Origin of the sequence: Aeromicrobium sp. Leaf350, from assembly GCF_916858655.1 — a bacterium.
Classification (GTDB): Bacteria; Actinomycetota; Actinomycetes; order Propionibacteriales; family Nocardioidaceae; genus Aeromicrobium.
The window spans coordinates 1,194,814-1,221,610 of record NZ_CAKASL010000001.1; the positions used below are offsets into that span (position 1 = coordinate 1,194,814).

The following is a 26,797-nucleotide window of genomic DNA, read 5'->3' on the forward strand; positions in this document are numbered from 1 at the left end:
CGAGGTCACCTGGCCATCTGGATGGATCGGGAGGACGAGCCGAACAGGCCCTGGGGACGGAACATCAGGAACAGCGCGACCACGAGGTAGTAGCTGAACCCGCTGAGATCGGGCGCGGCACGGAAGATGACGCTCTCCAGCACGCCGAGCGCCATCGCCGCGACGAGCGCGCCCGGCACCGAGCCGAGTCCGCCGACGATGATGACGATGAACGCCGGAAGCATGTAGTCGGTGCTGAGCGCGAGGCCCTCGTCGATCGAGGACACCGGGGCGATCAGGGCGCCGGCCACGCCGGCCAGGAACGCGCCGATCGCGAAGACCGTGGTCGAGACGCGGCCCACGCGGATGCCGAGCGCCAGCGCCATGGTGCGGTCGTGCGAGACGGCCCGCACCCGCATGCCGAGCGAGGTCTTGGACAGCAGCAGCCAGAGTCCGACGGCGATCACGCCGCCGAGGACGACCATCGCGACGTCGTACTCGCCGATGCGGGCACCCGCGACCGTGAACGAGCCGTCGAGGGCGTCGGGGTAGCGCACGGTGCGGGGGTTGGTGCCCCACACGACGATCGCGAGGCCGAGCAGCGCCAGGAACAGCGCGAAGGCGCCCAGGAAGCTGACGGTCGGCCCGGCCTTGTAGAGGGGCCGGAACACCAGCAGCTCGCTGACGATGCCGACGATCATGACGCCGAGTCCGGCGATCAGCACGGCACCGAAGAACGAGCCGAGGCTGCCGCCCTGGATGGTCGAGGTCAGGATGAAGGCGCCGATGAGGAAGAAGCCACCGTGCGCGAAGTTGAGGACGTGCAGCACGCCGTAGATCAGCGTGAGGCCGCTGGCGACGATGAAGATCGGCACGCCTTGGGCCAGTCCTGTGACGAGGATCGTGAGGAGATCGTTCACCGACGTCTCTTTCGTGGGGGGAGGACGGAGTGGGGGTGGGCCTCGCCGGCCGTGACCTCGGGAGGTCACGGCCGGCGGGGAGGAACTACTTCTTGGCGGGGACGACCGTGCAGTCGTCGATGGCCACGCCCTGCGGCGCGTTCGGGTCGCCGACGAGCGTCGCGGTCGTGACGCCACCGGCGCCGTGGTGCGAGTCCTTGCCGACCGTCATCGTCGTGCCCTTGGGCGTCTCGATCTCGATGCCCTCGAGCGCCTTCTGGACCTCGGCGCTGTCGGTCGAGCCGGCCTTGGTGATCGCGGCCTCGAGCAGCTTGATCGCGACGTAGCCCTGGTAGGCACCCGTGTCGGGCTTCTCGCCGGTCGCCTTCTCGAAGGCCTCGACGAACGCCGTGTTCTCCTCGGTCTCCTGGCACGCGTAGAAGTAGTCGTGCACGTTGTAGATCGAGGGCGCGGTGCCGTCGAGCGCCGTGGCGGTCGGCCAGTAGACGCCGGTCTGGGCGATGACGCCGTACTGGTCGATCAGACCCGTGGGCGCGGCCTGCTGGATGAAGCTCGTGGTGCCGGCGCCGTAGATGCCGAGGAACAGTCCGCGCTTGGACTTGTCACCCGTGGCCTCCAGGCCCGAGATCTCGTTGCGCATCGTGGTGGCGCTGACCGGGACGGCGTACTGCTCGCCGACCTCGATGGTGCGGCCGAGCTCCTCCTCCATGGAGGCCTTGGCGACGTCCCACGACTGGCGCATCGCCTCGACGTCGTAGGTGACGACGTCCCAGGTCTCGATGTCGGGGTAGCGCTCGGCGAGCCCCTTGCCGATCGCGTCGGCGAGGTCGGGCATCTGCTGCCCGATCATGAAGAAGTTCGGCGTGATGGGCGGGTCGACCAGGGTGGGCGACGTGCAGTGCGCACCGATGAAGGTCATGTTGAACCGCTGCGACGCCTCGGCCGAGGACTTGCAGAGGTCGGAGGTCTGGCCGCCGATCGCCAGGGACACGTCCTGGTCGTTGAGGTCGCGCATGACCGTGGCGCTGCGGCCCGGGTCGAGCTGGTCATCGACCTCGACGAGCTCGATCTTCCACTTGCCGTCGACGCCGCCGTCGGCGTTGATCAGGTCGGCCGCGACGCGCGCGCCCTGGCCCTCGAGCTCGGCGATCGTGGCCTGCACGCCCGTGAAGGGGAGCACGACGCCGATCTTGACGGTCTCGGACGCCTCGCCCGAGTCGTCGGACCCACCGCCGCACGCCCCGAGAAGGAGCGCACCTGCCATGGTCATGGCGATTGCGCCTCGCGAGATGTTCTTACTCATCACTCACTGCTCCTGTCGAAAGGTGTCGAAGATCGAGCTGAGCCGAGCGGGGTCGTCCACGGGCCATCCGTAGTACGACGACGTCCGCTTGACGTTGTCCCCCAAGTGCTTCTTCGCGAGCGCCGGGATGTCCTCTGGACGTCCCGTCACCGAGAAGTGGTCGATGAAGTCGTCCGGCATGACCGAGGCCATCTCGTCCCACCGGTTCGACTTGGACATGGCCGTGAGCTCCGGCTGCAGGTCCTCGTAGCCGATGGCCTCGAAGACCGGGCCGTAGGCCGGCGTGGATCCGTAGAAGCCGAGCTGCGCGGCGATCTGCGCGCGACGCTCCTGGAGCTCCTGCTCGGTGTCGCCGATGGCCATGAAGATCGGCAGCGAGATTTCGATGTCGTCGATCGTGCGACCCGACTTCGCGAGGCCCCGCTCGAGCGCCGGCCAGGTGACCTTCTCGAGGTAGGCCGGGTTCGTGAACGAGTGCAGCAGGATGCCGTCGGCGACCTCGGCCGCCATCTCGACCATCTTCGGGCCGACGGCCGCGAGGTGGATCGGGATGTGGTGGTCGTGCGGCTTCGGCGCCCAGAACGGCGACATCAGCGTGTGCGTGTAGTACTCGCCCTCGAAGGTGAGGCGCTCACCGGTCCGCCAGCTCTCCCAGATCGCGCGGAGGGCGAGCACGAACTCGCGCATCTGCCCGACGGGGCTGTGCCACGGCATGCTGTAGCGGCGCTCGATGTGGGGCTTGACCTGGCTGCCGAGACCGAGGGTGAAGCGACCGTCGGCGACGCCGGCGATGTTCCAGGCCGAGTAGGCCACGGTCATCGGCGTGCGGGCCAGGGCGACCGCGATCGCGGTGCCGACACCGATCGTCGAGGTGCGGCGCGTGACCTCGTAGGCCTGGAGGAAGACGTCCAGACCGGTCTCGGTGCACCAGGCCGTGTCGTGGCCGGCGAGCTCGGCCGCCACCGCCTTGTCGCCGGACGCGATGATGTCCTTGTCCAGCAGCGTGGTGTCGATGCGCACTGTCAGTCCCTTCGATTGAACCAAGCGATTGCTTGGGTGATATAGAACACGGTCCCCGGTGTGATGTCAAGCACAGTCCGGCGGTGCGACGACCTAGCGGACGAGGTCGGTGCGGAGCACCGACTTGAGCACCTTGAGGTTGGCGTTGCGGGGCAGCTCGTCCACGAACTCCACGCGCGTGGGCTTCTTGTAGCTCGCCAGGCGGGACAGCGCGTGGTCGACCACGGCGGCCTCGTCGAGGCTCGATCCCGCGGCCCGCACCACGACGGCACAGACCGACTCCCCCCACCGGTCGTGGGGCACCCCGACGACCGCCACGTCCGCGACCCCGTCGAGCTGCGCCAGGACGCGCTCGACCTCGGCCGGGTACACGTTCATGCCGCCGCTGATGATCAGGTCGGCCTGCCGGCCGTCGACGTAGACGAAGCCGCGCTCGTCGACGTGGCCGAGGTCGCCCGTGAAGTAGCGACCGTCGCGCAGCGCAGCCCGGGTGGCTGCCTCGTTGCCCCAGTAGCCCACGAACAGGCAGGGCGAGTCGACGACGATCTCGCCCACCTCGCCCGGTGGCAGGACGTCGCCGTCCTCGCCCACGACGACCACCGACGAGGGTGCGAGCGGCCGACCGATCGTGCTGAACGGCGCCTCCGCCCCGCTCGAGCCGTCGGCGTCCAGCCGGGTCGTGGCGGCGACCGCCGCCAGGGTCTCGGTCGCCCCGTAGGACTCGACGTAGGCGGCGCCCAGCACGGCGACCATCGCCTCGCGCTGCTCGGGCGTCGCGGGCGAGGCCGAGTGGCACACGCCCGCGAGCCGGGCGATCGCGGCGGGCCGTCGGGCGGCGTGCTCGGCGAAGCCGTCCATGTACGGCGTCGGCACGAACGTGAAGGTGCTGCCGTGCTGCTCCATCCGGTCGAACCACCGGTCGAAGGTCAGCCCTGGCTGCAGGAAGTCGATGCTCGCCCCCACGGAGAGGTGCGGGTACACGAATGCCCACATCAGGGCGGTGAACGAGATCGATCCGGAGAACGCACCCTCGCCGTACGGCACCACGCGGAAGGCCACCTGGTTCGTCCGCATCGCGGCGAGCCCACCTGCGTGCGACATCATCGCGCCCTTGGGGTTGCCCGTCGTGCCGCTCGTGTAGCCGATCATCGCGAGGTCGCCGGGCGACGGCCCGACGTCCGGCGGCTCGGCCGAGCCCGTGGTCACGACGGACTCGTAGGCCGCGTCGGTCTCGGCGCCGTCCCCTCCGCCCGTGCAGACGCGCACGAGTCCCGTGGCCGCCTCGCAGGAGTCCACGACACCGGCCACGCCGCTCGTGTGGACGATCGCGGCGGCGTCACAGTCGCGCAGGATGTGGGCGAGCTCGTGCTCGCGGAACCGGGCGTTGACCGGCACCACCACGGCACCGGCGAGCGTGGTCGCGAGGTGCGGCTCGAGGCTGCGCAGGCCGTCCTCCACCATGACCGCGACCCGGTCGCCGGGTGCGACGCCGAGTCCCGCGAGGTGCCGCGCCAGGCGGGACGCGCGGTCCAGCAGGTCGGCGTAGCTCCGCTCGTGCTCGCCCGCTCGCACCGCCACGCGGTCGCCGAACTCACGACAGCGCAGCAGGACGTCGCGCAGCGTGTCCATCCGGGCCTCAGCCTCCGTGCGTGCGGAGCGCCTCGCGCCGCTCGCCCAGCAGCTGCAGCTCGTCGGCCGCGGACAGGGGGTGAGCGACGTCGGACGGATCGAGGATCTGCTCGATGTGCAGCGCGATGTCCTCGACCGTGGCGGGCTTGTCGCCCGAGCCTCCCCAGCCGCTCGTCAGTCCGGTCGTGACGCGGGCGAAGTGCCCGGCACCCGCGGAGAAGACCATGTGGGTCTCGTGGCACGCCTCGCTCGAGAGGTAGGCGACCAGCGGGGCCACGTGCTCGGCGCCGAAGGCGTCCGCGTCCTCCGGGTCGCCGGCGAGGATCGCCTCGGTCATGCGGGTGCGCGCGATGGGGCACACGACGTTGCTGAGCACCCCGGCCCGCGCCCCCTCGATCGCCAGGACGTTGGACAGACCGATGACCCCGGTCTTGGCCGAGCCGTAGGCCGCCTGTCCGAAGTTGCCGAAGGTGCCCGCGTTCGAGGCGATGAACACGAGGCGGCCGTAGCCCTGCTCCTGCATGTGGCGGAACGCCGGACGGCTCACGTACGCGGCACCGCGCAGGTGCACGTCGTGCACGGCACGGAAGTCGTCCCAGTCGAGCTTGGCGAAGCTCTTGTCGCGCAGGATGCCGGCGTTGTTCACGACGACGTCGATGCGGCCGAAGGTCTCGACGGCCGTGGCCACGATGGCCTCGCCGCCCTCGACGGTGGCGACCGAGTCGGTCGACGCGACGGCCCGGCCACCGGCGGCCTCGATCTCGTCCACGACCGCCTGGGCGGGCGTGGTCGAGCCGGCGGTGCCGTCGACCGAACCGCCGGTGTCGTTGACGACGACGACGGCGCCGCCGCGGGCCAGCTCGAGGGCGTAGGCGCGACCGAGGCCGCCGCCGGCACCGGTGACGACCGCGACGCGGTTCGCGAGGGAGAGTGCGGACATGGGTTTCCTCCGTGATGATGCGGTGCGGGTCAGGCCAGGCCGTGACGGGGCAGGACACCCTGAAGATCCGCGCGGATCTGCAGGGCCAGGTAGGTCGAGTAGAGCCGCGCCTCCATGAGCGATCCGCCCATGACCCAGAAGCCGTCCTGGGCCGTGCGGACCCACATGTTCTCCATGATGTGGTTCTCGTCGAACCCCCAGATGCGACCGACGCGGTCGGCGACCTCGTCGCCGAAGAGCAGGCGGACGCCCTCCTGCTGGTTCTCGTAGCCGGTGGCCAGGATGATCGAGTCGGCCTCGAGCAGCTCGCCGCTGAGCATGCGGACACCGCCGGCCTCGACGGTCCGGATGTCGGCCGCCTGGCGCACCGAGATGCTGCCGTCGATGATCAGGTCCGAGCACCCGACGTTGATGTAGTAGCCGCCGCCCTTGCGGAGGTACTTCATGTGGAAGCCGGTCTGGTCGGGCTCGAAGTCGGTGCGGAAGCCCGCCTTCTCGAGCCCGTCGATCAGGTCACGGTCCAGGTCGCACGTCTTGCGCGTGAGCCACTGGTAGGTGTCCTTGAGCATCGGGTAGGGCGTCGCGGCCTGCACGAAGTCGACGTCCGTGGGATCGAGCTCGTCGGAGTAGGCCGCGTAGACCATCGTGCCGCAGGGATCGAGGCTGATGACGGCTGACGGGTTGCGCTGCACCATCGTGACGCGGGCGCCGTTCTCGTGCAGGTCCTGCGCGATGTCGTGCGCGCTGCTGCCGGTGCCGAACACGACGACCGACTCGCCGGCGTGGTCCGTGCCCGAGCGGTAGGACGTGGAGTGCATGCTGCGGCCGGCGAAGTCGTCGAGCCCGTCGATCGTGGGCACCTTCGGGACGCCGCTGTGGCCGCCTGTCGCCAGCACCACGTGCGGGGTCGTGATCTGCACCTCGCCGTCGGGGCGACGGACGGTCAGCGACCACTGGCCCGTCTCGTCGTCACGGGCACCCGTCACGACCTCCGAGCCCGTCCAGACGTTGAGCTCCATCGCCTCGGCGTAGGACTCGAGCCAGTGGGCGAGCTTGTCCTTCGGCAGGAACGCCGGCCAGGTCTCGGGGTACGGCATGTACGGGAGCGTGTTGGTCGCGACCTCGTTGTGCAGGGTCAGCGAGTGGTAGCGGTGGCGCCAGTTGTCGCCGACGCGCTCGTTGCGCTCGATGACGAGCGCGTCCACGCCCATCTGACGCAGGCGCGCGCCGAGCACCAGGCCGCCGTGACCGCCGCCGATGACGACGACCTGCGGGTCGCGGTCGTCGAAGCGCTGCTCCTTGGTCCGCCGGTCGAGCCAGTTCTCCGTGCCCGCGCCGTGCTCGCGGCCCTTCGGGCGGTCGACGCCCGTGCGGACCGGGAAGCCGTGCAGCTCCTGGAGGGTCGTGAGCATGACCCAGACGGTCGGCTCGGGACCGTCGATGCGCAGCCGCACGTACGCCGTGCCGCGGCCCGCGGTCGTCTCGTAGTCGTAGAAGCCCTCCAGGACGTCGACGCCGGACCGGCGCGCGATCTTGGGCGGCGGGCGCCGCGACGACAGCTCGATCGACTTCATGCGGGCCTCCTCGGAGGTCCGGCCGAAGGCGTCGGTGATCTCGTCGCGACCCGCGAACGTGCGGTACCGCCAGGTGAAGGCGAGGTAGTCGATCCAGTAGCCGTCCGCGGCGAAGAGCATCGCGAAGTCGCGGGGCGCGGGCGAGCTCACCGCCTCGCGCAGCTGGTCGAGCCAGCTCTCGAACTCGTGCAGCGCGCGGCTGCCGCGCTCGATCGCTTCTCGGGTGTCATCGGTCGTCACGGCGTTAACCTAGCAAGTGATAGGTTGGTTTGTCGAGAGTAAATTGATCAAGCGCTAGGGCGGCCCGGTGTGTTTACACTGCTCGGCATGACGAGTACCGATGCGGCCACCAAGGCCGACGTGGCGGCCCGCCCCAAGCGAGGGGGTGGCCGCGACCGCCGCGGTGAGCTCATCGCGATCGCGAGCGAGCTCTTCGCCGAGCGCGGCTTCCTGGCGACGACGATCCGCGACATCGCCGATGCCGCCGGCATCCAGTCCGGCAGCCTGTACCACCACTTCACCTCGAAGGAGTCGATGGTCGAGGAGCTGCTGGCGGACTACTGGACCACCCTGCTCCAGCGATACCGCGAGGTCGTCGACAGCGAGCCCGACGCGACGAAGGCGACCCGCGGACTGGTCCGCGCGTCGGTGCTGCTGCTCGACGAGTGCGCGCTGGCGCTGCGGGTCATGCTCAACGACTGGACCTACCTGTCGGAGACGTTCCCCTTCATGGAGGAGTCGCTCGCGGAGTGCCAGGCGATCTGGCTCGACGTCATCGAGCGCGGCGTCGCCGAGGGGTCGCTGAGCTCCGAGGTCGACGCGACGATCTGCTACCGCACCGTCATGGCCTCGGTCAGCGGCACGGCGCGCTGGTTCCGCCCCGAGGGCAAGGTCAGCGTCGAGGCGCTCGCCGACGACATGGCCAACATCTTCATGAGCGGCTTCGCGGCGCGATCTTGACCGATCGCGCCGCGAAGGCGGGTGCTGGGACCGGCAGGTCTCAGCGCAGCTCGTACACGTCGTAGCGCACCTGGCCGGCCGTGGTGTCGATCGAGCCCTTGCCGACGAACAGGCTGGAGTTCAGCCACGTGTAGCGCTCGTCCGCGACCTCGAAGGTGATCGCGGTGTACATCGTGGCGCCGTTCATGCCGCCCGACGCGTCGCCGCGGCCCTGGTACGTCATGTAGACGAAGGCCCCGTCGTCGGTCTTGAGGGCCATGCGGACGTCCGGGATCGCCGTGCCGTCCGGGCCGATCAGCAGCCAGTCGGCCGCCGACTCGCCCCGCTGGGAGGCGGAGAGGCGCTCGCCCTCGAGGCGGCCGTCGGTGATGCCGACGACGATCCGCTGACCCAGGGGCGTCTGCCCCGCGAAGTCGGGCTTCGCGATCGGGTTGGCGGTGAGCGTGCAGAAAGGGACCAGCTCCATATGTCTTCTTCTCCTAGATCTCGAGCACGTGGGCGGCCGACACGGCGGTCGTGCCCTTGATGAGTCCGCCGCCGCACTGGACGAACGCGCGACGAGCACCGGCGACCTGACGGGCGCCGGCCAGGCCACGCAGCTGCGTGACGGCCTCGTAGACCTGCGCCACACCGGTGGCGCCGATCGGGTGACCCTTGGCGACGAGCCCGCCGGAGGGGTTGACCGGGAGGTCGCCCTTCAGCGTCGTGTGGCCCGTCTCGACCCACTTCATCTCGTCACCCGGTCGGCACAGGCCCGACTCGACCCACGAGACGATCTCGCCCGGGGTCGTCGCGTCGTGCAGCTCGGCGAAGTCCATGTCCTCGGGCCCGAGCCCCGCCTGCTCCCACGCGGCCGCGGCCGAGTACTCGTGCGAGTCGGACGGACCGGTGCTGTCGGCCGAGAGCGAGCGCATCTGCGAGGCGCGGATGCGCACCCCGCCCGGGCTCGTCGGCGCGGAGATGATCGCGGCCGCGGCACCGTCACCGACGGGCGAGCACATCAGGACCGTCAGCGGTCCGAGCACCGAGCGCGAGGCGAGGATCTCCTCCGGGCTCATCGGGGTGCGGCGCTGCGCGAGCGGATTGAGCGAGCCGTTGTAGTGCGCCTTCGAGGCGACCTGCGCGAACGCCTCGGGGGTCAGTCCGCGCTCGTTGAGCAGCAGGTCGGCGACCTTGGCGTACCGGTCGATGAAGGGGCTGCGGCTGACGCCGGCTCCCTCGCCGATGTCCATGTAGTCGACGTCCATCCCGCCCATGAAGGCCGAGAAGCTCTTCTGCTTGTCGGAGGAGTACAGCTTCTCAGCACCGACGACGAGGACCGTGTCGTACTGACCACCGGCGACCGCGCTCCACCCGAGGTGGAAGGCGTTCGCGCCCGACGCGCAGGCGTTCTCGACGTTCGTGACCGGCAGCGCGGGAGCACCCATGTGGTGCGTCACCGTCTCGCCGCGGATCGAGTGCTGGCCGTACATGACGCCGGCCGCGACGTTGCCGAAGAACACCGCCTGGACGTCGTTCCAGCCGACGCCCGCGTCCTCGAACGCGGCGTTGATGGCCCGCGCCGAGAGATCCTTCAGGCTGACGTCCTCGAACCGGCCGAACGGGGTCATGCCGACCCCTTGCACCACGGTCTCGCGCATGTTTCCTACCTCTTCCTCATGAGTGGTCGCCCGAGGCGAGCGAGCCGTCCTTGGCTGCCGCCGCGTAGCGGGCGTCGTACCGTCCGTCGGCCGTGCGTCCCCCGTCGATGACGAGGCACTGGCCCGTGATGAAAGCGGCCTCGTCCGATCCGAGGAAGGCGACGGCGGCCGCCGCCTCGTCCGGACGGCCCTGGCGACGCATCGGCTGCATCAGGTCGCGACCGATGCGCTTGGCCTCGTCGTCGCCGAAGCCGTGCCGCACCATGTCGGTGTCGATCACGCCCAGCGCGACCGCGTTGGAGCGGATGCCGCGCTCGGCGTACCGCACCCCGAAGTGGCGCGAGACCGCGAGGAGCGCAGCCTTGGACGCCTCGTACGAGAGCGAGTAGCCGCTCGAGATGATGCCGGCGATCGAGGTCACGAAGACGAACGAGCCCTGGCCGCGCTCGAGCATGCCCGGCAGCGCGCTCTGCGCGACGAGCCAGTGCGAACGGACGTTGACGTCGTTGACGAGCTGCCAGTCCTCGACGGTCTGGGTGCGGCCGGGGTAGCGGCCCGTGATGCCGACGTTGCAGACGACCAGGTCCAGCGGACCGATCGCCTCCTCGGCGCGGCTGACGAGCGAGCGGCACGACTCGACGTCGCCCGCGTCCGACTGCAGGGCGACGGCGTCGTCGCGGCCGGAGGCGGTGACGGTGGCCTGGGCACGGTCGAGGTCGACGTCGGACACGGCGATCCGCGCCCCCTCGGCGGCGAGCCGCAGAGCGATCTGCGCGCCGTTCGCCCCCAGGGCGTCCGGGCCGGCGGCACCGCCGCCGACGACGAGCACGGCTCGACCCTCGTACCGTCCGGTCATCGCATCCTCCGTCGGCTCGGCGTGGGCCGGCCCTGTCGTGTGTCGCCGCCTCGGACGACCGCGCACCACCGGCGCGCAGTAGCCAAGCAAGCGCTTGGCTTGTAACGTAGCACACGTCCTATGCCGACAGAAGGGCCGCGATGAGCACCCCCACCCCCTCCCTCGAGGACTTCACCCGCGAGGCGCTCGACTTCGTCGGTGCGCACCAGAAGCGCGCGACGCACGACGCCTCGCTCGAGCCGACCTACAGCGTCCTCCCCGAGAAGCCGCGCGAGGTCGAGGAGCGCGAGCTGGCCGAGGCGCTCGCCTGGCGCAAGACGACGTTCGACGCCGGCTTCGGCTGGGTCGACGGCCCCGGCGCCCACGGCGGACGCGACCTCCCGCCCGCCTACGCGGACGCCTACCGCGGGGTGGAGCGACTCTTCGACGTGCCGGACGAGGCGTACACCCGGTTCAGCGTCGGCATCCTGTGCCCCGCGCTCCTCGAGCACGCGGACCCGGCCCTCGCCGCCGAGATGCTGCGCCCGCTGCGACGCACCGACCTGGTCGCCTGCCAGCTCTTCTCCGAGCCCGGCGCCGGGTCCGACATGGCCGCGGCCCGCACGCGAGCCCGGCTCGACGGCCAGGAGTGGGTCGTGGACGGTCAGAAGGTCTGGACGTCCGGAGCGCACTACAGCGAGGTGGGGCTGCTGCTTGCCCGCACCGAGCCGGGATCGCGGCGCAACGCCGGTCTCACGGCCTTCCTCATCGACATGGACCAGCCGGGCATCGAGGTGCGACCCATCCGCCAGATGACCGGCGGCGCCTCCTTCAGCGAGGTCTTCCTCGACGGGGCACGCGTCCCGGACCACCGCCGCGTGGGCGAGGTCGGACAGGGCTGGTCGGTCATCATGACGACGATGCGCTTCGAGCGCGCCGTCATCGGCACCGACGGCGGCATCGACCTGGTCCTGCTCGACCAGCTCGCCCGACTCGCCCGCGACGAGGGGCTGGGCGAGGACTCGGCCACGCTCGACGCGCTCGGCGACATCCTGGTCCGCGGACGTTCCGCCGCCGCGATGACGCAGGAGTTCCTGGCCCGGGCGAACGGCGGCCCCGGCCCGGAGATGTCGATGTCGAAGCTGCTGCTGACCGACAACCTCGGCCGTGTCGCGCAGACCGCCCACGACCTCCTCGACGAGCGCATGACGGTGCGCCGCGACCCGGAGTTCGCCTGGCACCAGCTCGCCCTGAGCCTCGAGGGCCTGCGCATCGGCGGCGGCACCGACGAGATCATGCGCACGATCGTCGCGGAGCGCGTCCTGGGCCTCCCCCGGACACCCGTCCCCGCCGCTGCACCAACCAAGCGCTCGCTTTGATACCTTTGCTGTCGTCTCCCGGAAGGACCACCATGCCCACCACCCCGTTCGACCTGTTCTCCATCGACTCCCTGGTCGACGAGGAGACGCGTGCCATCGCCGCGACCGTGCGCCGCTTCGGCGACGACCGCCTGCGTCCGCACGTCCCCACCTGGTTCGAGGACGGCGACATCCCTGCCCGCGAGCTCGCGAAGGAGCTCGGCTCCCTCGGGGTGCTCGGCATGCACCTGACCGGTTACGGCTGCGCCGGCGCCAGCGCGACCGCCTACGGCATGGCGTGCCTCGAGCTCGAGGCCGTCGACTCCGGCATCCGCTCGCTCGTCTCGGTGCAGGGATCGCTGGCGATGTTCGCGATCTGGCGGTTCGGCTCCGAGGAACAGAAGTCCGAGTGGCTGCCGCGCATGGCCGCGGGCGACGCGATCGGCTGCTTCGGCCTGACCGAGCCCGACGTCGGCTCCGACCCCGGCGCGATGAAGACCCGGGCCCGCCGCGACGGTGACGACTGGATCCTGCGCGGCAACAAGATGTGGATCACCAACGGTTCCGTCGCCGACGTCGCCGTGGTCTGGGCGCAGACCGAGGACGGCGTTCGGGGCTTCGTCGTGCCGACCGACACCCCCGGCTTCAGCGCGGTCACGCTGAAGGGCAAGCTCTCGCTCCGCGCGTCGGTCACCTCCGAGCTCGTGCTCGAGGACGTGCGGCTGCCGCAGTCGGCGATGCTGCCCGAGGCCAAGGGCCTCTCCGGACCGCTTGCCTGCCTCAACGAGGCGCGGTTCGGCATCGTGTTCGGCGCCGTCGGTGCCGCACGCGACTGCCTCGAGACCGCGATCGCCTACGCGGAGGACCGCCAGCTCTTCGGGCGGCCCCTCTCCGGGTTCCAGCTGACGCAGGCGAAGTTCGCCGACGCCGCCCTCGAGGTCGGCAAGGCGGCCCTGCTCGCGCTGCACCTGGGACGCCTCAAGGACGCCGGCGACCTGCGGCCCGCGCAGGTCAGCCTCGGCAAGCTGAACAACGTGCGCGAGGCGATCGCGATCGCGCGCGAGTGCCGCACCGTGCTCGGCGCGGCCGGCATCACCGGCGAGTACCCGATCCTGCGGCACGCCAACAACCTGGAGTCGGTGCTGACCTACGAGGGCACCTCCGAGGTGCACCAGCTCGTCATCGGCAAGGAGCTCACGGGGCACGCCGCCTTCCGCTGACCCCACCCCGCCCCTCGCCAGATGTATCCAGCTTGGGCCCGTTCTCCGCACGGAGAATGGGCCCATGCTCGTCACATCTGGCTGGGTCAGTCGTCGAAGCCGACGAACGTGGCGGCCTCGGCGAGGGACTTGCGGCGCGAGACCACGGCGTTCGCCGGGAACGTCTCGTCCGGCCAGCCGAGCGCGACGCACGTCTGGATCACCTGGTCGTCGGCGATGCCGGCGTGCTCGCGCACCACGGGCGACTGCATGATGCCCTGGCTGTTGATGACGCAGCCCAGCCCGCGCGACCACGCGGCATTCACGAGCGCGTTGGTCACGGCCCCGCAGTCGAAGGTCGCGATGTCGTTGCCGTAGAGCACGCGGTCGTAGGTGATGACGATCGAGACCGGGGCGTCGAACTGGCGGAACCCGCGCAGCACCCAGTCCTGGCGCATCTCGGCGTCCTCGCGCGCGATGCCCATCGCGCCGAAGAGCTGCTTGGCGATCTCGACCTGCCGCTCGCGGTGCTGCCCGGTGTAGGGCTCACCCATGCGGAACTCGCGCGAGTCGGGCACGCCGGCGAGGGTGCGCTCGGTGTTGCCGGCGCGGATGCGGTCCAGCACCTCGCCCGTGACCACGGTGAAGCTCCACGGCTGCGAGTTGAGCGAGGAGGGCGCCCGCATGGCCAGCGTGAGAATCTCCTCGATGAGCTCGCGCGGGACCGGGTCCGACGTGAATCCCCGGATGCTGCGGCGGCCCGTCACGACCTCGGCGTAGGTGTCCATGCGTCATCTTCTCCCGAACGGCTGCGAACGAGCCCGGGACGCCCCATCCCGGCCTAGGCTGCTGCGATGACCGACGTCCTGGACGAGGGACCGTTCTTCCACGGCACGAAGGCCGATCTCCGCCTCGGCGACCTGTTGACGGCGGGATTCCGCTCGAACTACCGGCCCGAGGTCGTGATGAACCACGTGTACTTCACGGCGCTGCAGGCCGGAGCCGGGCTCGCCGCAGAGCTGGCGGCCGGCGACGGCACGCCACGGGTGTTCGTCGTCGAGCCGACCGGAGCGTTCGAGGACGATCCGAACGTGACCGACAAGAAGTTCCCCGGCAACCCGACCCGCTCCTACCGCAGCCGCGAGCCCGTCAGGATCGTCGGCGAGGTGGACGACTGGACCCGGCTGACGCCCGAGGCGCTCCGGGAGTGGCACGAGCGCCTGGTCGCGCTCCGCGCCGACGAGCGCGGCGAGATCATCAACTGAGCGCGAGCACCGAGCCTCACTCGCCGGGGTAGACCAGGCCGATCTGGCGTCGGACCTCGTCCAGGGTCTCCATGACCGCCACGCTCTCCGCGGGCGGCAGCACGTCCGTGTCGGTCCGTCCCTCGCGCACGAGCCGCTCGAGCTCGAGGGCCTGGAGCTGCATGCCGCGTCCGGGCACGGATCCGTCGAAGGACTCGACCACGCGGCCGTCCGGCGCGACGACCCGCATCGTGGTCGGCCGGTACCAGGTGGGGTCGATCTCGACCCGCGCCTCCGTGCCGAGCACGACGGCGTCGTTGCGGCCGGCGACGTCGAGCGCCGAGTGCGTCACGGCCTGCTGCCCCTGGTCGTAGGTCAGCACCACGGTGGTCTGCGCGTCGACCCCCGTGGCCGTGGGGGTCGACCGTGCGGTGATCGCCTGTGGCACTCCGAGGACGTCGTGCGCTAACGAGATGGGGTAGATCCCGAGGTCGAGCAGGGCACCGCCGCCGAGCGCCGGGCTCTGGAGTCGGTGCTCTGGATCGCTGGGCAGACGCTGGCTGTGGTCGGCGGTCAGCGCGCGCACCTCGCCGATCGCGCCCGACGACACGATCTCGCGCAGCCGGACCATGTGCGGGAGGAAGCGCGTCCACATCGCCTCGAGCACCACGAGCCCACGCGACTCGGCCTCGGCGACGACCTGGCGGGCCTCGGCGGCGTTCAGCGTGAACGGCTTCTCGACGAGCACGTGCTTGCCCGCCCGCAGCGCCAGCAGCGCGTGCTCGGCGTGGAACGGGTGCGGCGTGCCGACGTAGACGACGTCGACCTCCGGGTCGTCGACCAGCGCGGCGTAGCTCGCGTGCGCCCGCGGCACCTCCAGCTCGGCCGCGAAGGCGTCGGCCGACTCCTGCGAGCGCGATCCGGCGGCGCGGAGGTCCAGACCCGCGACCCGCAGGTCGGCGCCGAACTTCCTCGAGATCCCGCCGAGCCCCAGGATCCCCCACCGCAGTCGATCAGCCATGTCGGGAGGCTAGCCGGGCCGGTGCACCTCTCCCACGACCGCGTCGATCAGGCGGTCGAGCACGGCGTGCATCGCGTCACGAAGGGCCGGGTCGTCGGGCCGGTCCGCCAGCCTGAGGGCCGCCTCGTTCATCGCTCCCGAGAGCTGGGCCGTCGCGGCGTCGAGGTCCGGCCCGACGACACCGCAGCCCGTGAGCGCGTCCCGGAGGTGCGCCTCCGACGCGGCCGCGTCGAGCGCGCGCCACTCGGCCCATCCGATCACCGCGGGCACCTCGACGAGCAGGAGCCGCGCGGAGGGCCCGGCCGTGACGGCGTCGAGGAACGCGTGGCTCCCCGAGCGCAGCTGGTCGAGCGGGTCGGGCTGCTCCTGCGCCGCCGCCACGACCGCGGCGGCGACGTCCGACTGCAGCGCAGCCGCCACGGCGCGCACCATCCCGGACTTGCTGCCGAAGTGGTGCGTCACCGCGCCCCGCGTGACGCCCGCGACGCGAGCGACCTGGTCGAGCGACACCGCGGCCACGCCCTGCTCGACGAAGAGATCGGTGGCGGTCCGCAGCACGGTGCGGGCCGTCTCGGCCGCAGCGGCAGCGGTGGCTCTCGGCATCGGCTCTTCCTTTACGTACGTGACGTATGTATCGTGGAACGCGTTACATACCGATTGTACGTAAAGGAGTCCTGATGAATCCCACGAGCCTCTACCCGGTCCTGATGTCGGACGACGTCGCCGCCGCCGCCGACTTCTACCGCGCCGCGCTCGACGCCACGACGACCTTCGAGACCGACTGGTACGTCAGCCTGCAGGTCGGACGCTTCGAGCTGGCCGTGCTGCAGCACGACCACCCGACGATCCCCGAGGGCTTCCGCGCCCTTCCCAGCGGCGTGCTCCTCAACGTCGAGGTCGAGGACGTCGACCGGGTGCACGACCGGTTCACCTCCGACCTCGGGCTCGCGCCGGTGCTGTCGCTTCGGAGCGAGACCTTCGGCCAGCGGCACTTCATCGTGGCGGCGCCCGACGGGGTGCTGCTCGACGTCATCCAACCGATCGAGCCGGGCCCCGAGCACGCCGACGCCTTCGCCGTCGCAGCGACATGAACGGCTCCTCTCGCTAACCTCGGGTGATGGCAGAGATCGTGTTCTTCCACCACGCCGGTGGACTGACCGCAGGCGTGCGCTCGTTCGCCGACACGTTGCGGGCCGCCGGCCACACCGTGCACACCCCCGACCTGTTCGAGGGGCGCACCTTCACCGCGGTCGAGGACGGGGTGGCCTTCGCCCAGTCCCTGGGTCCGCAGGTCGTCGCCGATCGCGTGGCCGACGCCGTCCAAGGACTGCCGACCGAGCTGGTCTACGGCGGGGCGTCGCTCGGGTCAGTGCGGGCGGCCGAGCAGGTCTTCGAGCGTCCCGGAGCACGCGGTGCGTTCTTCCTCTACGGCGCCGTGGCCCCCTCGTGGTGGGAGTCGAGCTGGCCCGCGGGGGTCCCGGTGCAGGCCCACCAGGCCGAGGTCGACCCGTGGCGCGAGGTCGAGGCCGAGGAGGAGCTCGCGGGCATGCCCGGCGCCGAGGTGTTCGTGTACCCCGTCACCGGCCACCTCTTCGCCGAGGCCGGCCACCCGGAGTTCGACGCCGAGGCCAGCAAACTGCTGACCAGCCGGGTGCTCGACTTCCTCGCCGCGATCGACGCCGCCTAGGCCGCCCGCGCACCGGCGCCGCCGGGCCGTGGACGGCCCTCGTAGTCTCGACGCGTGTCGCACCAGAGCGTTGACTCTGCCCCCGTCCCGTCCGAGCTGCCGGCGGCTCCCGATCTCAGGATGGTCGTCGTCGACATGGACGGAACCCTGCTCGACGGGCGCGGCGAGGTGCCCGACGCGCTGTGGCCCCTGCTGCGGGCGATGCACGAGCGAGGCATCGCGTTCGTGCCGGCCAGCGGCCGTCAGCACGCCACCCTCGCCCGACTGTTCGACCGTGCGTCCGAGGGCATGCCCGTCATTGCCGAGAACGGGACGTACGTCGCGCGCGACGGCGTCGAGCTCGCCTCGGTCACACTCGACCGGGAGCTCGTGATCACCGCGGTCGCCCTCCTCCGCGACCTGGCCATCCAGGGCCGCAACCTCGGCGTGGTCCTGTGCGGCAAGCGGTCGGCCTACGTCGAGCGCACCGACGAGACCTTTCTCGCCGAGGCCCGCCGGTACTACGTGGCCCTCGCCTCGGTCGACGACCTGCTCGCGGTCGACGACGACGTGCTCAAGCTCGCGATCTTCGACTTCGACGACGCCGAGACCGGCACCGCGCCCTCGCTCGAGCGCTTCCGCGAGACGCACCAGGTGGTCGTCTCCGGCGAGCACTGGATCGACGTCATGGCCGCGGGGGTCAACAAGGGCCACGCCGTGCGGATGCTCCAGGCCGAGCTCGGCGTGACGGCCGCGCAGACCGCCGCGTTCGGCGACTACCTCAACGACCTCGAGATGCTCGACGCCGCGGACCTGTCGTTCGCGATGGCCAACGCCCACCCCGAGGTCATGGCCCGGGCTCGCTACACGGCTCCCTCGAACACCGACCTCGGTGTCGTCACGACGCTCCGCGCCCTGCTGGGGACCGACGGAGTGTCGCCGGGCGCCTGACACTGCGTCAGTCTGTCGGCGGTCCGACCGGCTCTCGCGGCGATGCTCGAGGGGTGACCACCGACCTCACCCCACCGTCGTCCCCCGTCCTGACCGACGCCCTCGAGCAGCTCGCCGAGGCCGTCGACCTGCTCGGCCTCGGCGAGGGAGTCCGCCGCACCCTCGCGCAACCACGGCGGGAGGTGACGGTGAGCATCCCGCTGCGCCGCGACGACGGCTCGGTCGAGGTCCTCACGGGGCACCGGGTCCAGCACAACCTCACCCGCGGACCGGCCAAGGGCGGCGTCCGGTTCAGTGCGGACGTGACGCTGGACGAGGTGCGCGCCCTGGCCATGTGGATGACGTGGAAGTGCGCGCTCGTCGACGTGCCCTACGGCGGCGGCAAGGGTGGGGTGCGCTTCGACCCCACGCAGTACTCACGGGCCGAGGTCGAGCGGGCGACGCGTCGCTACACCAGCGAGATCGCGCCGCTGATCGGCCCGGACCGCGACATCCCGGCGCCCGACCTGGGCACCGACGAGCAGGTCATGGCCTGGATGATGGACACGTACTCCACCGGCGCGGGCCACACCGAGCTCGGCGTGGTCACGGGCAAGCCGCTGGCCCTCGGCGGATCCCTGGGCCGGCAGACCGCGACGTCGCGCGGCGTCACCCACGTGGCCCTCGCGGCCCTCGCCTCCCGCGGCATCGCGGCCAGGGGCTCGCGGGCTGCGGTGCAGGGCTTCGGCAAGGTCGGTCGCTACACCGCACGCTTCCTCGACGAGGCCGGGGTGCGCGTGATCGCGGTCAGCGACCAGCACGGCGCGGTCGTCGACGGAGCGGGCCTCGACGTCCCGGCCCTGGAGGCGCACGTGGACGCGACGGGATCGGTGGTCGGCTTCGCGTGCAGCGAGCCGTTGCAGGCCAAGGACGACCTGCTCACCCTGCCCGTCGACCTCCTCGTGCCGGCGGCCGTCGAGGGCGTCATCCACGCGGACAACGCCGACCGGGTCCTCGCGCGCGTCGTCGTCGAGGGGGCCAACGGACCGACCACCCGGCAGGCCGACGCGATCCTGGCCGACCGCGGAGTCCTCGTGGTGCCGGACATCCTCGCGAACGCCGGCGGCGTCGTCGTCTCCTACTTCGAGTGGGTCCAGGCCAACCAGGCGTTCTGGTGGAGCGAGGCGGAGGTCGAGGAGCGCCTCGCCACCCGGATGTCGCTCGCGTGGGACCGCACGACCGAGGTCGCGGCGAAGCACGACGTCTCGCTCCGTTCGGCGGCCACGGGTCTCGCGGTCGGCGCCGTGGCGGAGGCCCACCGACTGCGGGGTCTCTACCCGTAGGCCGCTATCCGTGAGCCCCTACCCGTGAGCCCGCTCAGTCGGAGGTCTCGCCGGCCAGCTGCGCGGCGACCAGAGCCACGTGGAGGGACACGCGCACGTCCGGGTCGTCGAGGTCGACGCCCAGGAGCCGCTCGATCCTGGCGACCCGGTCGTAGAAGACGGGGCGCGAGAGGTGCACGCTCGCCGCCGCCTCGGACTTGCTGGTCGGGTGCGTCAGCAGGGCCTCGAGGACCGCCGTGTGGCCCGTGCCGTGCTGGGCGTCGTGGTCCCACAGCGGCGCGAGCTCGCGGCGCACGAACAGGCGCACGCGGTCGTCCTCACCGAGCAGGGCGAGCAGGCCACGCAGGTGGACGTCCTCCAGGCGGTGCACGCGATGCGTCTCCGGACGCTTGACCGACGACAGCACGTGGGCGCTCTCGCGCAGGGTCCGGTCGACCTCGGTGACGGTCGCGACCGGGCGGCCTGCGCCGACCACTGCCTGCCGCCGACGGTGGATCGCCTCGGCCACCTGGTCGGCCACCCGGTCGACCTGCGCGGCGCTCGGGCCCGCGAGCAGCACGCGCACCGTCCCGTCGACCTCGCACACCAGGGCGGGCGTCCTCGCGGTGTGGGCGGTGTGGACCGCGGCGGCGATGACGTCGTCGACGACGTGCGGCAGGGACTCGCGCCCGTCGGTCACGGGGCGCACCGCGAGGGCCACGTACTGGTGCCGCACCAGCGGGAACCCGACCACCTCGCAGCGACGCAGGACCTGCGCGTCGGTCGGGTCGTGGATCAGTCCGAGCACGAGCTCCTGGTGCGAGCGGCGCACCTGGCTGTCGCGCTGGCGGTCGTGCAGCCGGTGCATCGCCAGCGCGGCGGCCCCCCGCTCCACCACGGCGACGAGTCGCTGGCCCGGCTCGACCGGAGACTGGACGACCAGGCGGCCCCAGCCCCGCTCGCGCCGCCCGATCCGGGTGACCAGCCAGCCCTGGCGCCGGTCCCACGTCGTGCGCGAGTCCAGCGTGACCGATCGTGATCGCGCGGCCCAGTTGTACATGAAGTCCCGCACGCCCGACGGGCCGGGGCGGAAGTCCACGACCTGGTGGTCGCTGTTCTCGAGCACGACGGTTGCTCCCGCGAGCTGCTGGACCGCTCCGAGGATCTGCTCGGGGGCGGCCTCGCCGATGCTCAGCTCGGTGAACGTCTCGTGCACCTCGTGCGCCTCGCGCAGCTCGCGCAGGCGCTGGTCGACGATGCGCTCGCCGAGCTCCTGGGTCACCGCCGCGAAGCGCACCTCGTGGTGCAGCACGACCAGCGGCAGGCCGAGCGCCTCGCAGGAGCTCACGAGGGCCGCCGGCGCCTCGGACCACCGTCGTCCCAGCTCGATGACGACCCCCGCGACACCGCTGGCGTCCAGGCTCGAGGCGAAGGCGACCAGTCCGTCCTCGGAGTCGGGCAGCGCGATGCCGGTGCTCAGCAGGAGGTCGCCCTCCCGCAGCAGGGGGGCGATGTCCGCGAGCTCGGTCGAGTGGACCCACCGCACGGGCCGCGTCAGGCCGTCGGCACCCGCGACGACCTCGGGTCCGGCGTGCCGCAGCACGTCGAGGTCCAGGGCGTCGGCCACGGTCACGGGCGTCATCACGAGTCGGGAGCCTACACATCGTTCGCGGACTCTGCGGCTCCCTACATTCTGTCGCCTCCGCGCCGGTGTCGGCCGACCCACGATGGGCGGGACGAAAGGGAGACCACATGACCACCGTGATCCACCACTGGCTCGACGGAGCGCCGTTCGACGGGCAGTCCGGGGCGACCGCCGACGTGACGAACCCCGCCACCGGAGAGGTCACCGGCCGCGTGGCCCTCGCCTCCGAGGCCGACGCCGCCGCCGTGATCGCGTCGGCGAGGGCGGCCTCCCTGACCTGGGGCGCGACCTCGGTCGCACGCCGGACCCAGGTGGTCTTCGCGTTCCGCGAGCTGCTGAACGCCCGCAAGGACGAGCTCGCCCGCCTGATCACCGCCGAGCACGGCAAGGTCCACTCCGACGCCCTCGGCGAGGTCGCCCGGGGCCAGGAGGTCGTGGAGCTCGCCTGCGGGATCCCGCACCTGCTCAAGGGCGGTCACTCCGAGAACGCCTCGACCGGGGTCGACGTGCACTCCAAGCGCGAGCCCCTCGGCGTCGTGGGCATCATCAGCCCGTTCAACTTCCCGGCGATGGTGCCGATGTGGTTCTTCCCGATCGCCATCGCGGTGGGCAACGCCGTGGTGCTGAAGCCGTCGGAGAAGGACCCGTCCGCGGCGCTGTGGATCGCCCGCCTCTGGAAGGAGGCCGGTCTGCCGGACGGCGTCTTCAACGTCCTCCAGGGCGACAAGGTCGCGGTCGACGCGCTCCTGCAGAGCCCGGACGTCGCGGCCATCAGCTTCGTCGGCTCGACCCCGATCGCCGAGTACGTCTATCGCGAGGCGAGCGCGCACGGCAAGCGCGTGCAGGCCCTCGGCGGCGCCAAGAACCACATGGTCGTGCTGCCCGACGCCGACCTCGACCTCGCGGCCGACTCCGCCGTCAACGCGGGCTACGGCTCGGCGGGCGAGCGATGCATGGCGATCAGCGTCCTGGTCGCCGTCGAGCCGATCGCCGACGACCTCGTCGCGCGCATCGCCGAGCGCACGCGCACGCTGCGCACCGGCGACGGTCGCGAGGGCGACGGCCCCGAGGCCGACATGGGTCCGCTCGTCACGCGCGCGCACCGCGACCGCGTCGCCGGCTTCATCGAGTCCGGCGAGCGGGCCGGCGCGAAGCTCGTCGTCGACGGCCGCGACGTCCGTCCGGCCGGCGAGGCCGACGGCTTCTGGCTGGGTCCGACCCTGTTCGACCACGTGACGCCCGACATGGACGTGTACCGCGAGGAGATCTTCGGCCCGGTGCTCGCGGTCGTGCGCGTCGCGACCTACGAGGAGGCGCTCGCCCTCGTCAACGCCAACGAGTACGGCAACGGCACCGCGATCTTCACCAACGACGGCGGTGCCGCCCGGCGGTTCGAGGCCGACGTGCAGGTCGGCATGATCGGCGTCAACGTGCCGATCCCCGTGCCGGTCGCCTACTACTCCTTCGGCGGGTGGAAGCGGTCGCTGTTCGGCGACACCCACGCCCACGGCACGGAGGGCGTGCACTTCTTCACGCGGGGCAAGGTCGTGACCTCGCGCTGGCCCGATCCTGCGCAGCGACGCGTGGGCGGTCTCGAGCTGGGGTTCCCCCGCAATGACTGACACCTCGAGGACCGACACCGTGGAGGAGCCCACCGTGACGACCTTCGACGACCCGCAGCGCGCCTACGAGCTCGACCGCGCCCACGTCTTCCACTCGTGGTCGGCCCAGCAGCAGATCAGCCCGATGACGGTCAGCCGCGCCGAGGGGTCGTTCCTCTGGGACGGCGACGGCCACAAGTACCTCGACTTCACCTCGCAGCTGGTGTTCACGAACCTGGGCCACCAGCACCCGCGCATCGTGGAGGCGATCCAGCGGCAGGCCGGCGAGCTCTGCACCATCGCGCCGGCGCACGCCAACGGGGCGCGCTCCGAGGCCGCGCGGCTCATCGCCGAGCGCACGCCCGGCGACCTCGACCACGTGTTCTTCACCAACGGCGGCGCCGACGCGAACGAGCACGCGGTCCGCATGGCGCGCCTGCACACCGGTCGGCACAAGGTGCTCGCGCGGTACCGCTCGTACCACGGCGGCAGCCACCTGGCGATCAACCTCACGGGCGACCCGCGCCGCTGGCCCAACGACCACGCGACCGACGGCGTCGTGCACTTCTTCGGCCCGTTCCTCTACCGCAGCGCGTTCTCGGCCACGACCGAGGCCGAGGAGTGCGAGCGGGCGCTGGAGCACCTCGAGCAGGTCATCGCCCTCGAGGGTCCGAGCACCATCGCGGCCATCGTGCTCGAGTCGATCCCCGGCACCGCCGGCATCATGGTGCCCCCGCCCGGCTACCTCGCGGGGGTGCGCGAGCTCTGCGACCGCTTCGGCATCGTGCTGATCGCCGACGAGGTCATGTCCGGGTTCGGGCGGGCCGGCCGCTGGTTCGCGATCGACCACGCCGGGGTCGTCCCCGACCTGCTGACCTTCGCGAAGGGCGTCAACTCGGGATACGTGCCCCTCGGCGGCGTCGCGATCAGCGACGCCATCTACGCGACCTTCGCCGACCGCGCCTACCCGGGCGGCCTGACGTACTCCGGGCACCCGCTCGCGTGCGCGGCAGCCGTGGCCACGATCGAGGCGATGGAGGACGAGGGCGTCGTCCGCCACGCGACCCGGCTCGGCGAGGACGTGTTCGGCCCGGGCCTGCGCGACATCGCGGCTCGGCACGAGTGGATCGGCGAGGTCCGCGGCGTGGGCGCCTTCTGGGCGATCGAGCTCGTGCGCGACCGCGAGTCGCGGGAGCCGTTGGCACCGTACGGAGGCTCGAGCCCCGAGATGGCCGCGGTGCTCGCCGCGGCGAAGAGTCGCGGCCTCCTGCCGTTCGCCAACTTCAACCGCATCCACGTGGTCCCGCCGCTCAACATCACCGAGAACCACGCCCGCGTCGGCCTGCAGATCCTCGACGAGGCGCTGCACGAGGCGGCGAGGCCGCGGTGAAGCACCGGTCCGACCCGCCTCCGCCTGTCTACAGTGAGGCCGTGGACCACCAACGCGAGCTGCTGGCCCAGGTCCTGCTGGACTCCTTCGGCGGCCGGTTCCACCTGTCGAGGTCGCGAGCCCTCCGCCACGCCGAGTCGGTGCTGCGGGCCGGCTTCACCCTCCCTCAGGTGGTCACGTCCGCGGCGGAGCTCGCTCAGCTCTCTGTCGGCGCCGTCGTGATCCGGTCGCAGCACGCCGGCCGGCCCGACGCCTTCGTCCGCCGAGCCGACGGGTGGGTGGACGTCGACGGCGGCGAACCGGTCGCGGACGCCCACCTGTTCACCCCGGGGACGTGGCTGACCCTCGGGCGCCCCTGACCGTCGGGCGCTGACCGTCAGCCCGCCGATGTTCGGTCCGACCCACCGGGCGCCGGCCCGCCGTCGTGCGTCACGCTGGTGGTCCGCTGCTGTTCTCCCCGCGAAGGACCACTCATGAGCGACGTCCAGGTCGTCCACGACCCCGCCCGCAAGCGCTACACGGCCACGATCGACGGCGAGACCGCCGGCTTCGCCGAGTACATCCAGACCGACGAGCTGATCGTCTTCACCCACACCGAGGTCGACCGACGGTTCGAGGGCAAGGGCGTCGGCTCGGCTATCGTCCGGGTCTCGCTCGACGAGGTGCTCGCCGCAGGTCAGCACAAGGTCATGCCTCTGTGCCCTTTCTACAAGGGGTGGATCGGTCGGCACCGCGAGTACGTGCCGATGGTCTACGGCGTGCCCGAGTCGACCGCCACCGACTGAGTCGCGAGCCGGGTCACGGGCGCGACGTCAGTGCGTGGCGGCTGACTGCGCCGCCAGGCGGACGGGCGCGTTGGGGGCGCCGAAGCCCGCGTAGCCGGCCCGGCGCTCGACGACCTCGAGGAAGACCTGCCCGACCGTGCGGGTGTAGAAGTGCACGAACTCGCCGTCGTCGTCGCGGTCGTACAGCAGGTCGAGGTCCTGGAGCTCGGCGACGACCTCGGCGGCCAGCCCGAACCGCGCCGACAGGTCCTCGTAGTAGTTGTCCGGCACCGGCAGGAAGGCGAGCCCGCGTCGACGGGCGGACCGTGCAAGCCCGACCACGTCGTCGCACGAGACCGCGACGTGCTGGTCGAGGTGCGCCTGGACCGGCGGCGCGACGTTGAGCGGCAGGCTGACCGCGCCGTCCGGCGACCGCATGACGTGGCTGCGGACCAGGCCGTTCGGCCCGGCGACCTGCGTGGAGGCCTGGGCCTCCAGCCCCAGGACGCTCGTGTGGAACAGGACCGCCTCGTCGAGGACGTCCCACGGCTGCGCGAGGTTGACGTGGTCGACCCGCCCGATCCCGGTCGGGCCCGGTGCCGTGCCGTGCTCGAACTCCTCGACCCACGCGGGCTCGCCGGCGACGGCGTCCACCCAGTAGACCTCGGTGCCGTCCGGGGCGACGACCGCGTCGATGACCTGCTCGGTGGCGTACGTGCGGCGGTGCGCCGGCGGGGCCACGAGCTCGGCGGCACGGAGCGAGGTCGCGGAGGCGTCGGGCACCTGCAGCCCGACCGCGGCCAGGTGCGGGGCCTCACCTCGGGCGTGCTGCTCGTTGAGCACGACCCGCACGTCGCCCGCGCTCCAGAGCGTGACGGGCTTGGTGCGATGGCGACCTCGCGGGGTCAGACCGAGCTGCCCGAGAAGGACCTCGAGCTCGCTCGTGTCCTCGGCCTTGATCTCGACGAAGTCGAACCCGGTCGGCGCGGCGGCCTCCTTCAACTGGCGCACGTCGTGGCGCTCAGGGACCAGGCGAGCGGCGGCGTCCTCGAGCCAGCGCAACGAGCGCAGCGCGTGGACCGCTGTCCGGCGCGTGTCGGTCTGCCGGAAGGTGTCGTTGAAGACCTCGAGCGACAGCGGGCCGTCGTAGCCGGTCCGCAGGACGTGGGAGACGAAGGTCGGCAGGTCGAAGCTGCCCTCGCCGGGGAACAGGCGGTGGTGGCGGCTCCACGAGAGCACGTCCATCGACAGCGCGGGGGCGTCGGCGAGCTGGAGGAAGAAGATCTTCTCGCCGGGGATCTGCTCGATCGCCGACGGGTCGTGCCCGCGGGACAGCACGTGGAAGGAGTCGAGGCACGTGCCGACGGCGGGGTGGTCGGCGAGCTCGACGATGCGCCACGCGCGGCGGTAGTCGTCGACGTAGCGGCCCCACGCGAGTGCCTCGAAGGCGATGCGCACGCCGTAGCCCTGGGCGAGGTCGCCCAGACGGCGCAGCTGGGAGGCGCTCACCTCGTCGTCGTCGATCGTCGCGGTGCCGACGTTGCTGCAGCACAGCACCAGGTCCATGCCGAGCCGCTGCATCAGCGCGAACTTCGCCTCGGCGCGCCGCAGCACGTCGGCGAACTGCTCCTCGGTGACGCCCTCGACGTCGCGCATCGGCTGGTAGAGGTCCAACGTCAGCCCGAGGCGGTCGGCGAGCGCCCGGATCTCCTCGGGGCTCGACGGGCAGGCGACCAGGTCGGGCTCGAAGACCTCGACACCGTCGAAGCCCGCCGCGGCGCACGCGTGCAGCTTCTCGACGAGGGTGCCGCTGAGGCACACGGTGGCGATGGAGGTCCGCATCCACGCAATGTACCA

Annotated in this window: 26 protein-coding genes; 12 read left to right on the forward strand and 14 right to left on the reverse strand. The window is 71.5% G+C overall.

All coding sequences use genetic code 11. The annotated features are described in order from the left end of the window. Positions 1-5 precede the first annotated feature (5 nt). From LO931_RS06065 to LO931_RS06090, 6 genes are all read right to left on the reverse strand, one after another. Positions 6-899 carry a branched-chain amino acid ABC transporter permease gene (locus tag LO931_RS06065; RefSeq protein WP_229052384.1) on the reverse strand — a complete coding sequence of 298 codons (894 nt, stop codon included), beginning with the start codon at positions 897-899 and terminating at the stop codon, positions 6-8. An 85-nt stretch (positions 900-984) separates the two neighbouring features. Further along, entirely contained in the window at positions 985-2,169 is a 1,185-nt protein-coding gene (locus tag LO931_RS06070) for an ABC transporter substrate-binding protein (RefSeq protein ID WP_229052385.1), read from the reverse strand. A 36-nt stretch (positions 2,170-2,205) separates the two neighbouring features. Further along, positions 2,206-3,222 (reverse strand): TIGR03617 family F420-dependent LLM class oxidoreductase, encoded by a 1,017-nt coding sequence (locus LO931_RS06075; protein WP_229052386.1) that lies wholly within the window; start codon positions 3,220-3,222, stop codon positions 2,206-2,208. A gap of 93 nt (positions 3,223-3,315) precedes the next feature. Further along, the gene (locus tag LO931_RS06080; RefSeq protein WP_229052387.1) at positions 3,316-4,851 is read right to left on the reverse strand and encodes a class I adenylate-forming enzyme family protein; all 1,536 of its coding nucleotides are present in this window, start codon (positions 4,849-4,851) and stop codon (positions 3,316-3,318) included. Positions 4,852-4,858: 7 nt separating this feature from the next. Next, the gene (locus LO931_RS06085) at positions 4,859-5,791 is read right to left on the reverse strand and encodes an SDR family NAD(P)-dependent oxidoreductase (RefSeq protein WP_229052388.1); all 933 of its coding nucleotides are present in this window, start codon (positions 5,789-5,791) and stop codon (positions 4,859-4,861) included. A 29-nt stretch (positions 5,792-5,820) separates the two neighbouring features. Further along, positions 5,821-7,605 carry an NAD(P)/FAD-dependent oxidoreductase gene (locus LO931_RS06090; protein ID WP_229052389.1) on the reverse strand — a complete coding sequence of 595 codons (1,785 nt, stop codon included), beginning with the start codon at positions 7,603-7,605 and terminating at the stop codon, positions 5,821-5,823. A gap of 87 nt (positions 7,606-7,692) precedes the next feature. Here LO931_RS06090 and LO931_RS06095 point away from each other — a divergent pair, with 87 nt between their 5' ends. Continuing rightward, positions 7,693-8,325, forward strand: a complete 633-nt coding sequence (locus LO931_RS06095) for a TetR/AcrR family transcriptional regulator (RefSeq protein ID WP_229052390.1) — start codon at positions 7,693-7,695, stop codon at positions 8,323-8,325. A gap of 40 nt (positions 8,326-8,365) precedes the next feature. Here the strand turns inward: LO931_RS06095 and LO931_RS06100 are convergent, their stop codons facing one another. The 3 genes from LO931_RS06100 to LO931_RS06110 are packed head-to-tail and all read right to left on the reverse strand — an operon-like array spanning position 8,366 to position 10,821. Next, a complete protein-coding gene (locus LO931_RS06100; protein ID WP_229052391.1) occupies positions 8,366-8,791 on the reverse strand; it encodes a DUF3237 domain-containing protein in 426 nt (141 codons plus the stop codon). A gap of 13 nt (positions 8,792-8,804) precedes the next feature. Beyond that, complete coding sequence (locus LO931_RS06105) at positions 8,805-9,965, reverse strand: thiolase family protein (RefSeq protein ID WP_229052392.1); 1,161 nt, start codon at positions 9,963-9,965, stop codon at positions 8,805-8,807. Between the two features lie 16 nt (positions 9,966-9,981). After that, entirely contained in the window at positions 9,982-10,821 is an 840-nt protein-coding gene (locus tag LO931_RS06110; RefSeq protein ID WP_229052393.1) for an SDR family NAD(P)-dependent oxidoreductase, read from the reverse strand. A gap of 140 nt (positions 10,822-10,961) precedes the next feature. Between LO931_RS06110 and LO931_RS06115 the strand changes: the two genes are divergently transcribed. Next, a complete protein-coding gene (locus tag LO931_RS06115) occupies positions 10,962-12,179 on the forward strand; it encodes an acyl-CoA dehydrogenase family protein (RefSeq protein WP_229052394.1) in 1,218 nt (405 codons plus the stop codon). Between the two features lie 32 nt (positions 12,180-12,211). Next, on the forward strand, positions 12,212-13,378 hold the full coding sequence (locus tag LO931_RS06120; protein WP_229052395.1) for an acyl-CoA dehydrogenase family protein: 1,167 nt from the start codon (positions 12,212-12,214) through the stop codon (positions 13,376-13,378). A gap of 86 nt (positions 13,379-13,464) precedes the next feature. Here the strand turns inward: LO931_RS06120 and LO931_RS06125 are convergent, their stop codons facing one another. Further along, positions 13,465-14,145 carry a nitroreductase gene (locus tag LO931_RS06125; RefSeq protein WP_229052396.1) on the reverse strand — a complete coding sequence of 227 codons (681 nt, stop codon included), beginning with the start codon at positions 14,143-14,145 and terminating at the stop codon, positions 13,465-13,467. 66 nt (positions 14,146-14,211) lie between these two features. On the opposite strand from LO931_RS06125, the gene arr reads away from it, so the two are divergent. Next, complete coding sequence (gene arr, locus LO931_RS06130; RefSeq protein WP_229052397.1) at positions 14,212-14,622, forward strand: NAD(+)--rifampin ADP-ribosyltransferase; 411 nt, start codon at positions 14,212-14,214, stop codon at positions 14,620-14,622. Between the two features lie 16 nt (positions 14,623-14,638). Here the strand turns inward: arr and LO931_RS06135 are convergent, their stop codons facing one another. Beyond that, positions 14,639-15,622, reverse strand: coding sequence for a Gfo/Idh/MocA family protein (locus LO931_RS06135; RefSeq protein ID WP_229052398.1), 984 nt, complete (start codon positions 15,620-15,622; stop codon positions 14,639-14,641). 9 nt (positions 15,623-15,631) lie between these two features. Beyond that, positions 15,632-16,225 (reverse strand): TetR/AcrR family transcriptional regulator, encoded by a 594-nt coding sequence (locus LO931_RS06140; RefSeq protein WP_229052399.1) that lies wholly within the window; start codon positions 16,223-16,225, stop codon positions 15,632-15,634. 74 nt (positions 16,226-16,299) lie between these two features. Between LO931_RS06140 and LO931_RS06145 the strand changes: the two genes are divergently transcribed. The 4 genes from LO931_RS06145 to LO931_RS06160 all read left to right on the forward strand — a co-directional run bounded on the left by LO931_RS06145 (position 16,300) and on the right by LO931_RS06160 (position 19,561). Next, the gene (locus tag LO931_RS06145) at positions 16,300-16,713 is read left to right on the forward strand and encodes a VOC family protein (protein ID WP_229052400.1); all 414 of its coding nucleotides are present in this window, start codon (positions 16,300-16,302) and stop codon (positions 16,711-16,713) included. 26 nt (positions 16,714-16,739) lie between these two features. After that, positions 16,740-17,309: a dienelactone hydrolase family protein gene (locus tag LO931_RS06150; RefSeq protein ID WP_229052401.1), complete on the forward strand. Its 570-nt coding sequence runs from the start codon at positions 16,740-16,742 to the stop codon at positions 17,307-17,309. 120 nt (positions 17,310-17,429) lie between these two features. Then, the gene (locus LO931_RS06155) at positions 17,430-18,239 is read left to right on the forward strand and encodes a Cof-type HAD-IIB family hydrolase (RefSeq protein ID WP_229053097.1); all 810 of its coding nucleotides are present in this window, start codon (positions 17,430-17,432) and stop codon (positions 18,237-18,239) included. Between the two features lie 53 nt (positions 18,240-18,292). Further along, the gene (locus LO931_RS06160; protein ID WP_229052402.1) at positions 18,293-19,561 is read left to right on the forward strand and encodes a Glu/Leu/Phe/Val dehydrogenase; all 1,269 of its coding nucleotides are present in this window, start codon (positions 18,293-18,295) and stop codon (positions 19,559-19,561) included. A 34-nt stretch (positions 19,562-19,595) separates the two neighbouring features. Here LO931_RS06160 and LO931_RS06165 read toward each other — a convergent pair whose 3' ends face one another. Further along, the gene (locus LO931_RS06165) at positions 19,596-21,182 is read right to left on the reverse strand and encodes a PucR family transcriptional regulator ligand-binding domain-containing protein (protein WP_229053099.1); all 1,587 of its coding nucleotides are present in this window, start codon (positions 21,180-21,182) and stop codon (positions 19,596-19,598) included. A 110-nt stretch (positions 21,183-21,292) separates the two neighbouring features. Between LO931_RS06165 and LO931_RS06170 the strand changes: the two genes are divergently transcribed. From LO931_RS06170 to LO931_RS06185, 4 genes are all read left to right on the forward strand, one after another. Then, positions 21,293-22,807 (forward strand): CoA-acylating methylmalonate-semialdehyde dehydrogenase, encoded by a 1,515-nt coding sequence (locus LO931_RS06170; RefSeq protein ID WP_229052403.1) that lies wholly within the window; start codon positions 21,293-21,295, stop codon positions 22,805-22,807. 34 nt (positions 22,808-22,841) lie between these two features. Then, positions 22,842-24,176, forward strand: coding sequence for an aspartate aminotransferase family protein (locus LO931_RS06175; RefSeq protein WP_229052404.1), 1,335 nt, complete (start codon positions 22,842-22,844; stop codon positions 24,174-24,176). 41 nt (positions 24,177-24,217) lie between these two features. Then, entirely contained in the window at positions 24,218-24,535 is a 318-nt protein-coding gene (locus LO931_RS06180) for a hypothetical protein (RefSeq protein WP_229052405.1), read from the forward strand. A gap of 114 nt (positions 24,536-24,649) precedes the next feature. Then, positions 24,650-24,961: a GNAT family N-acetyltransferase gene (locus tag LO931_RS06185; RefSeq protein WP_229052406.1), complete on the forward strand. Its 312-nt coding sequence runs from the start codon at positions 24,650-24,652 to the stop codon at positions 24,959-24,961. 27 nt (positions 24,962-24,988) lie between these two features. On the opposite strand, the gene LO931_RS06190 is transcribed toward LO931_RS06185, so the two are convergent. After that, positions 24,989-26,782, reverse strand: a complete 1,794-nt coding sequence (locus LO931_RS06190) for a bifunctional sugar phosphate isomerase/epimerase/4-hydroxyphenylpyruvate dioxygenase family protein (RefSeq protein ID WP_229052407.1) — start codon at positions 26,780-26,782, stop codon at positions 24,989-24,991. Positions 26,783-26,797: the final 15 nt, after the last annotated feature.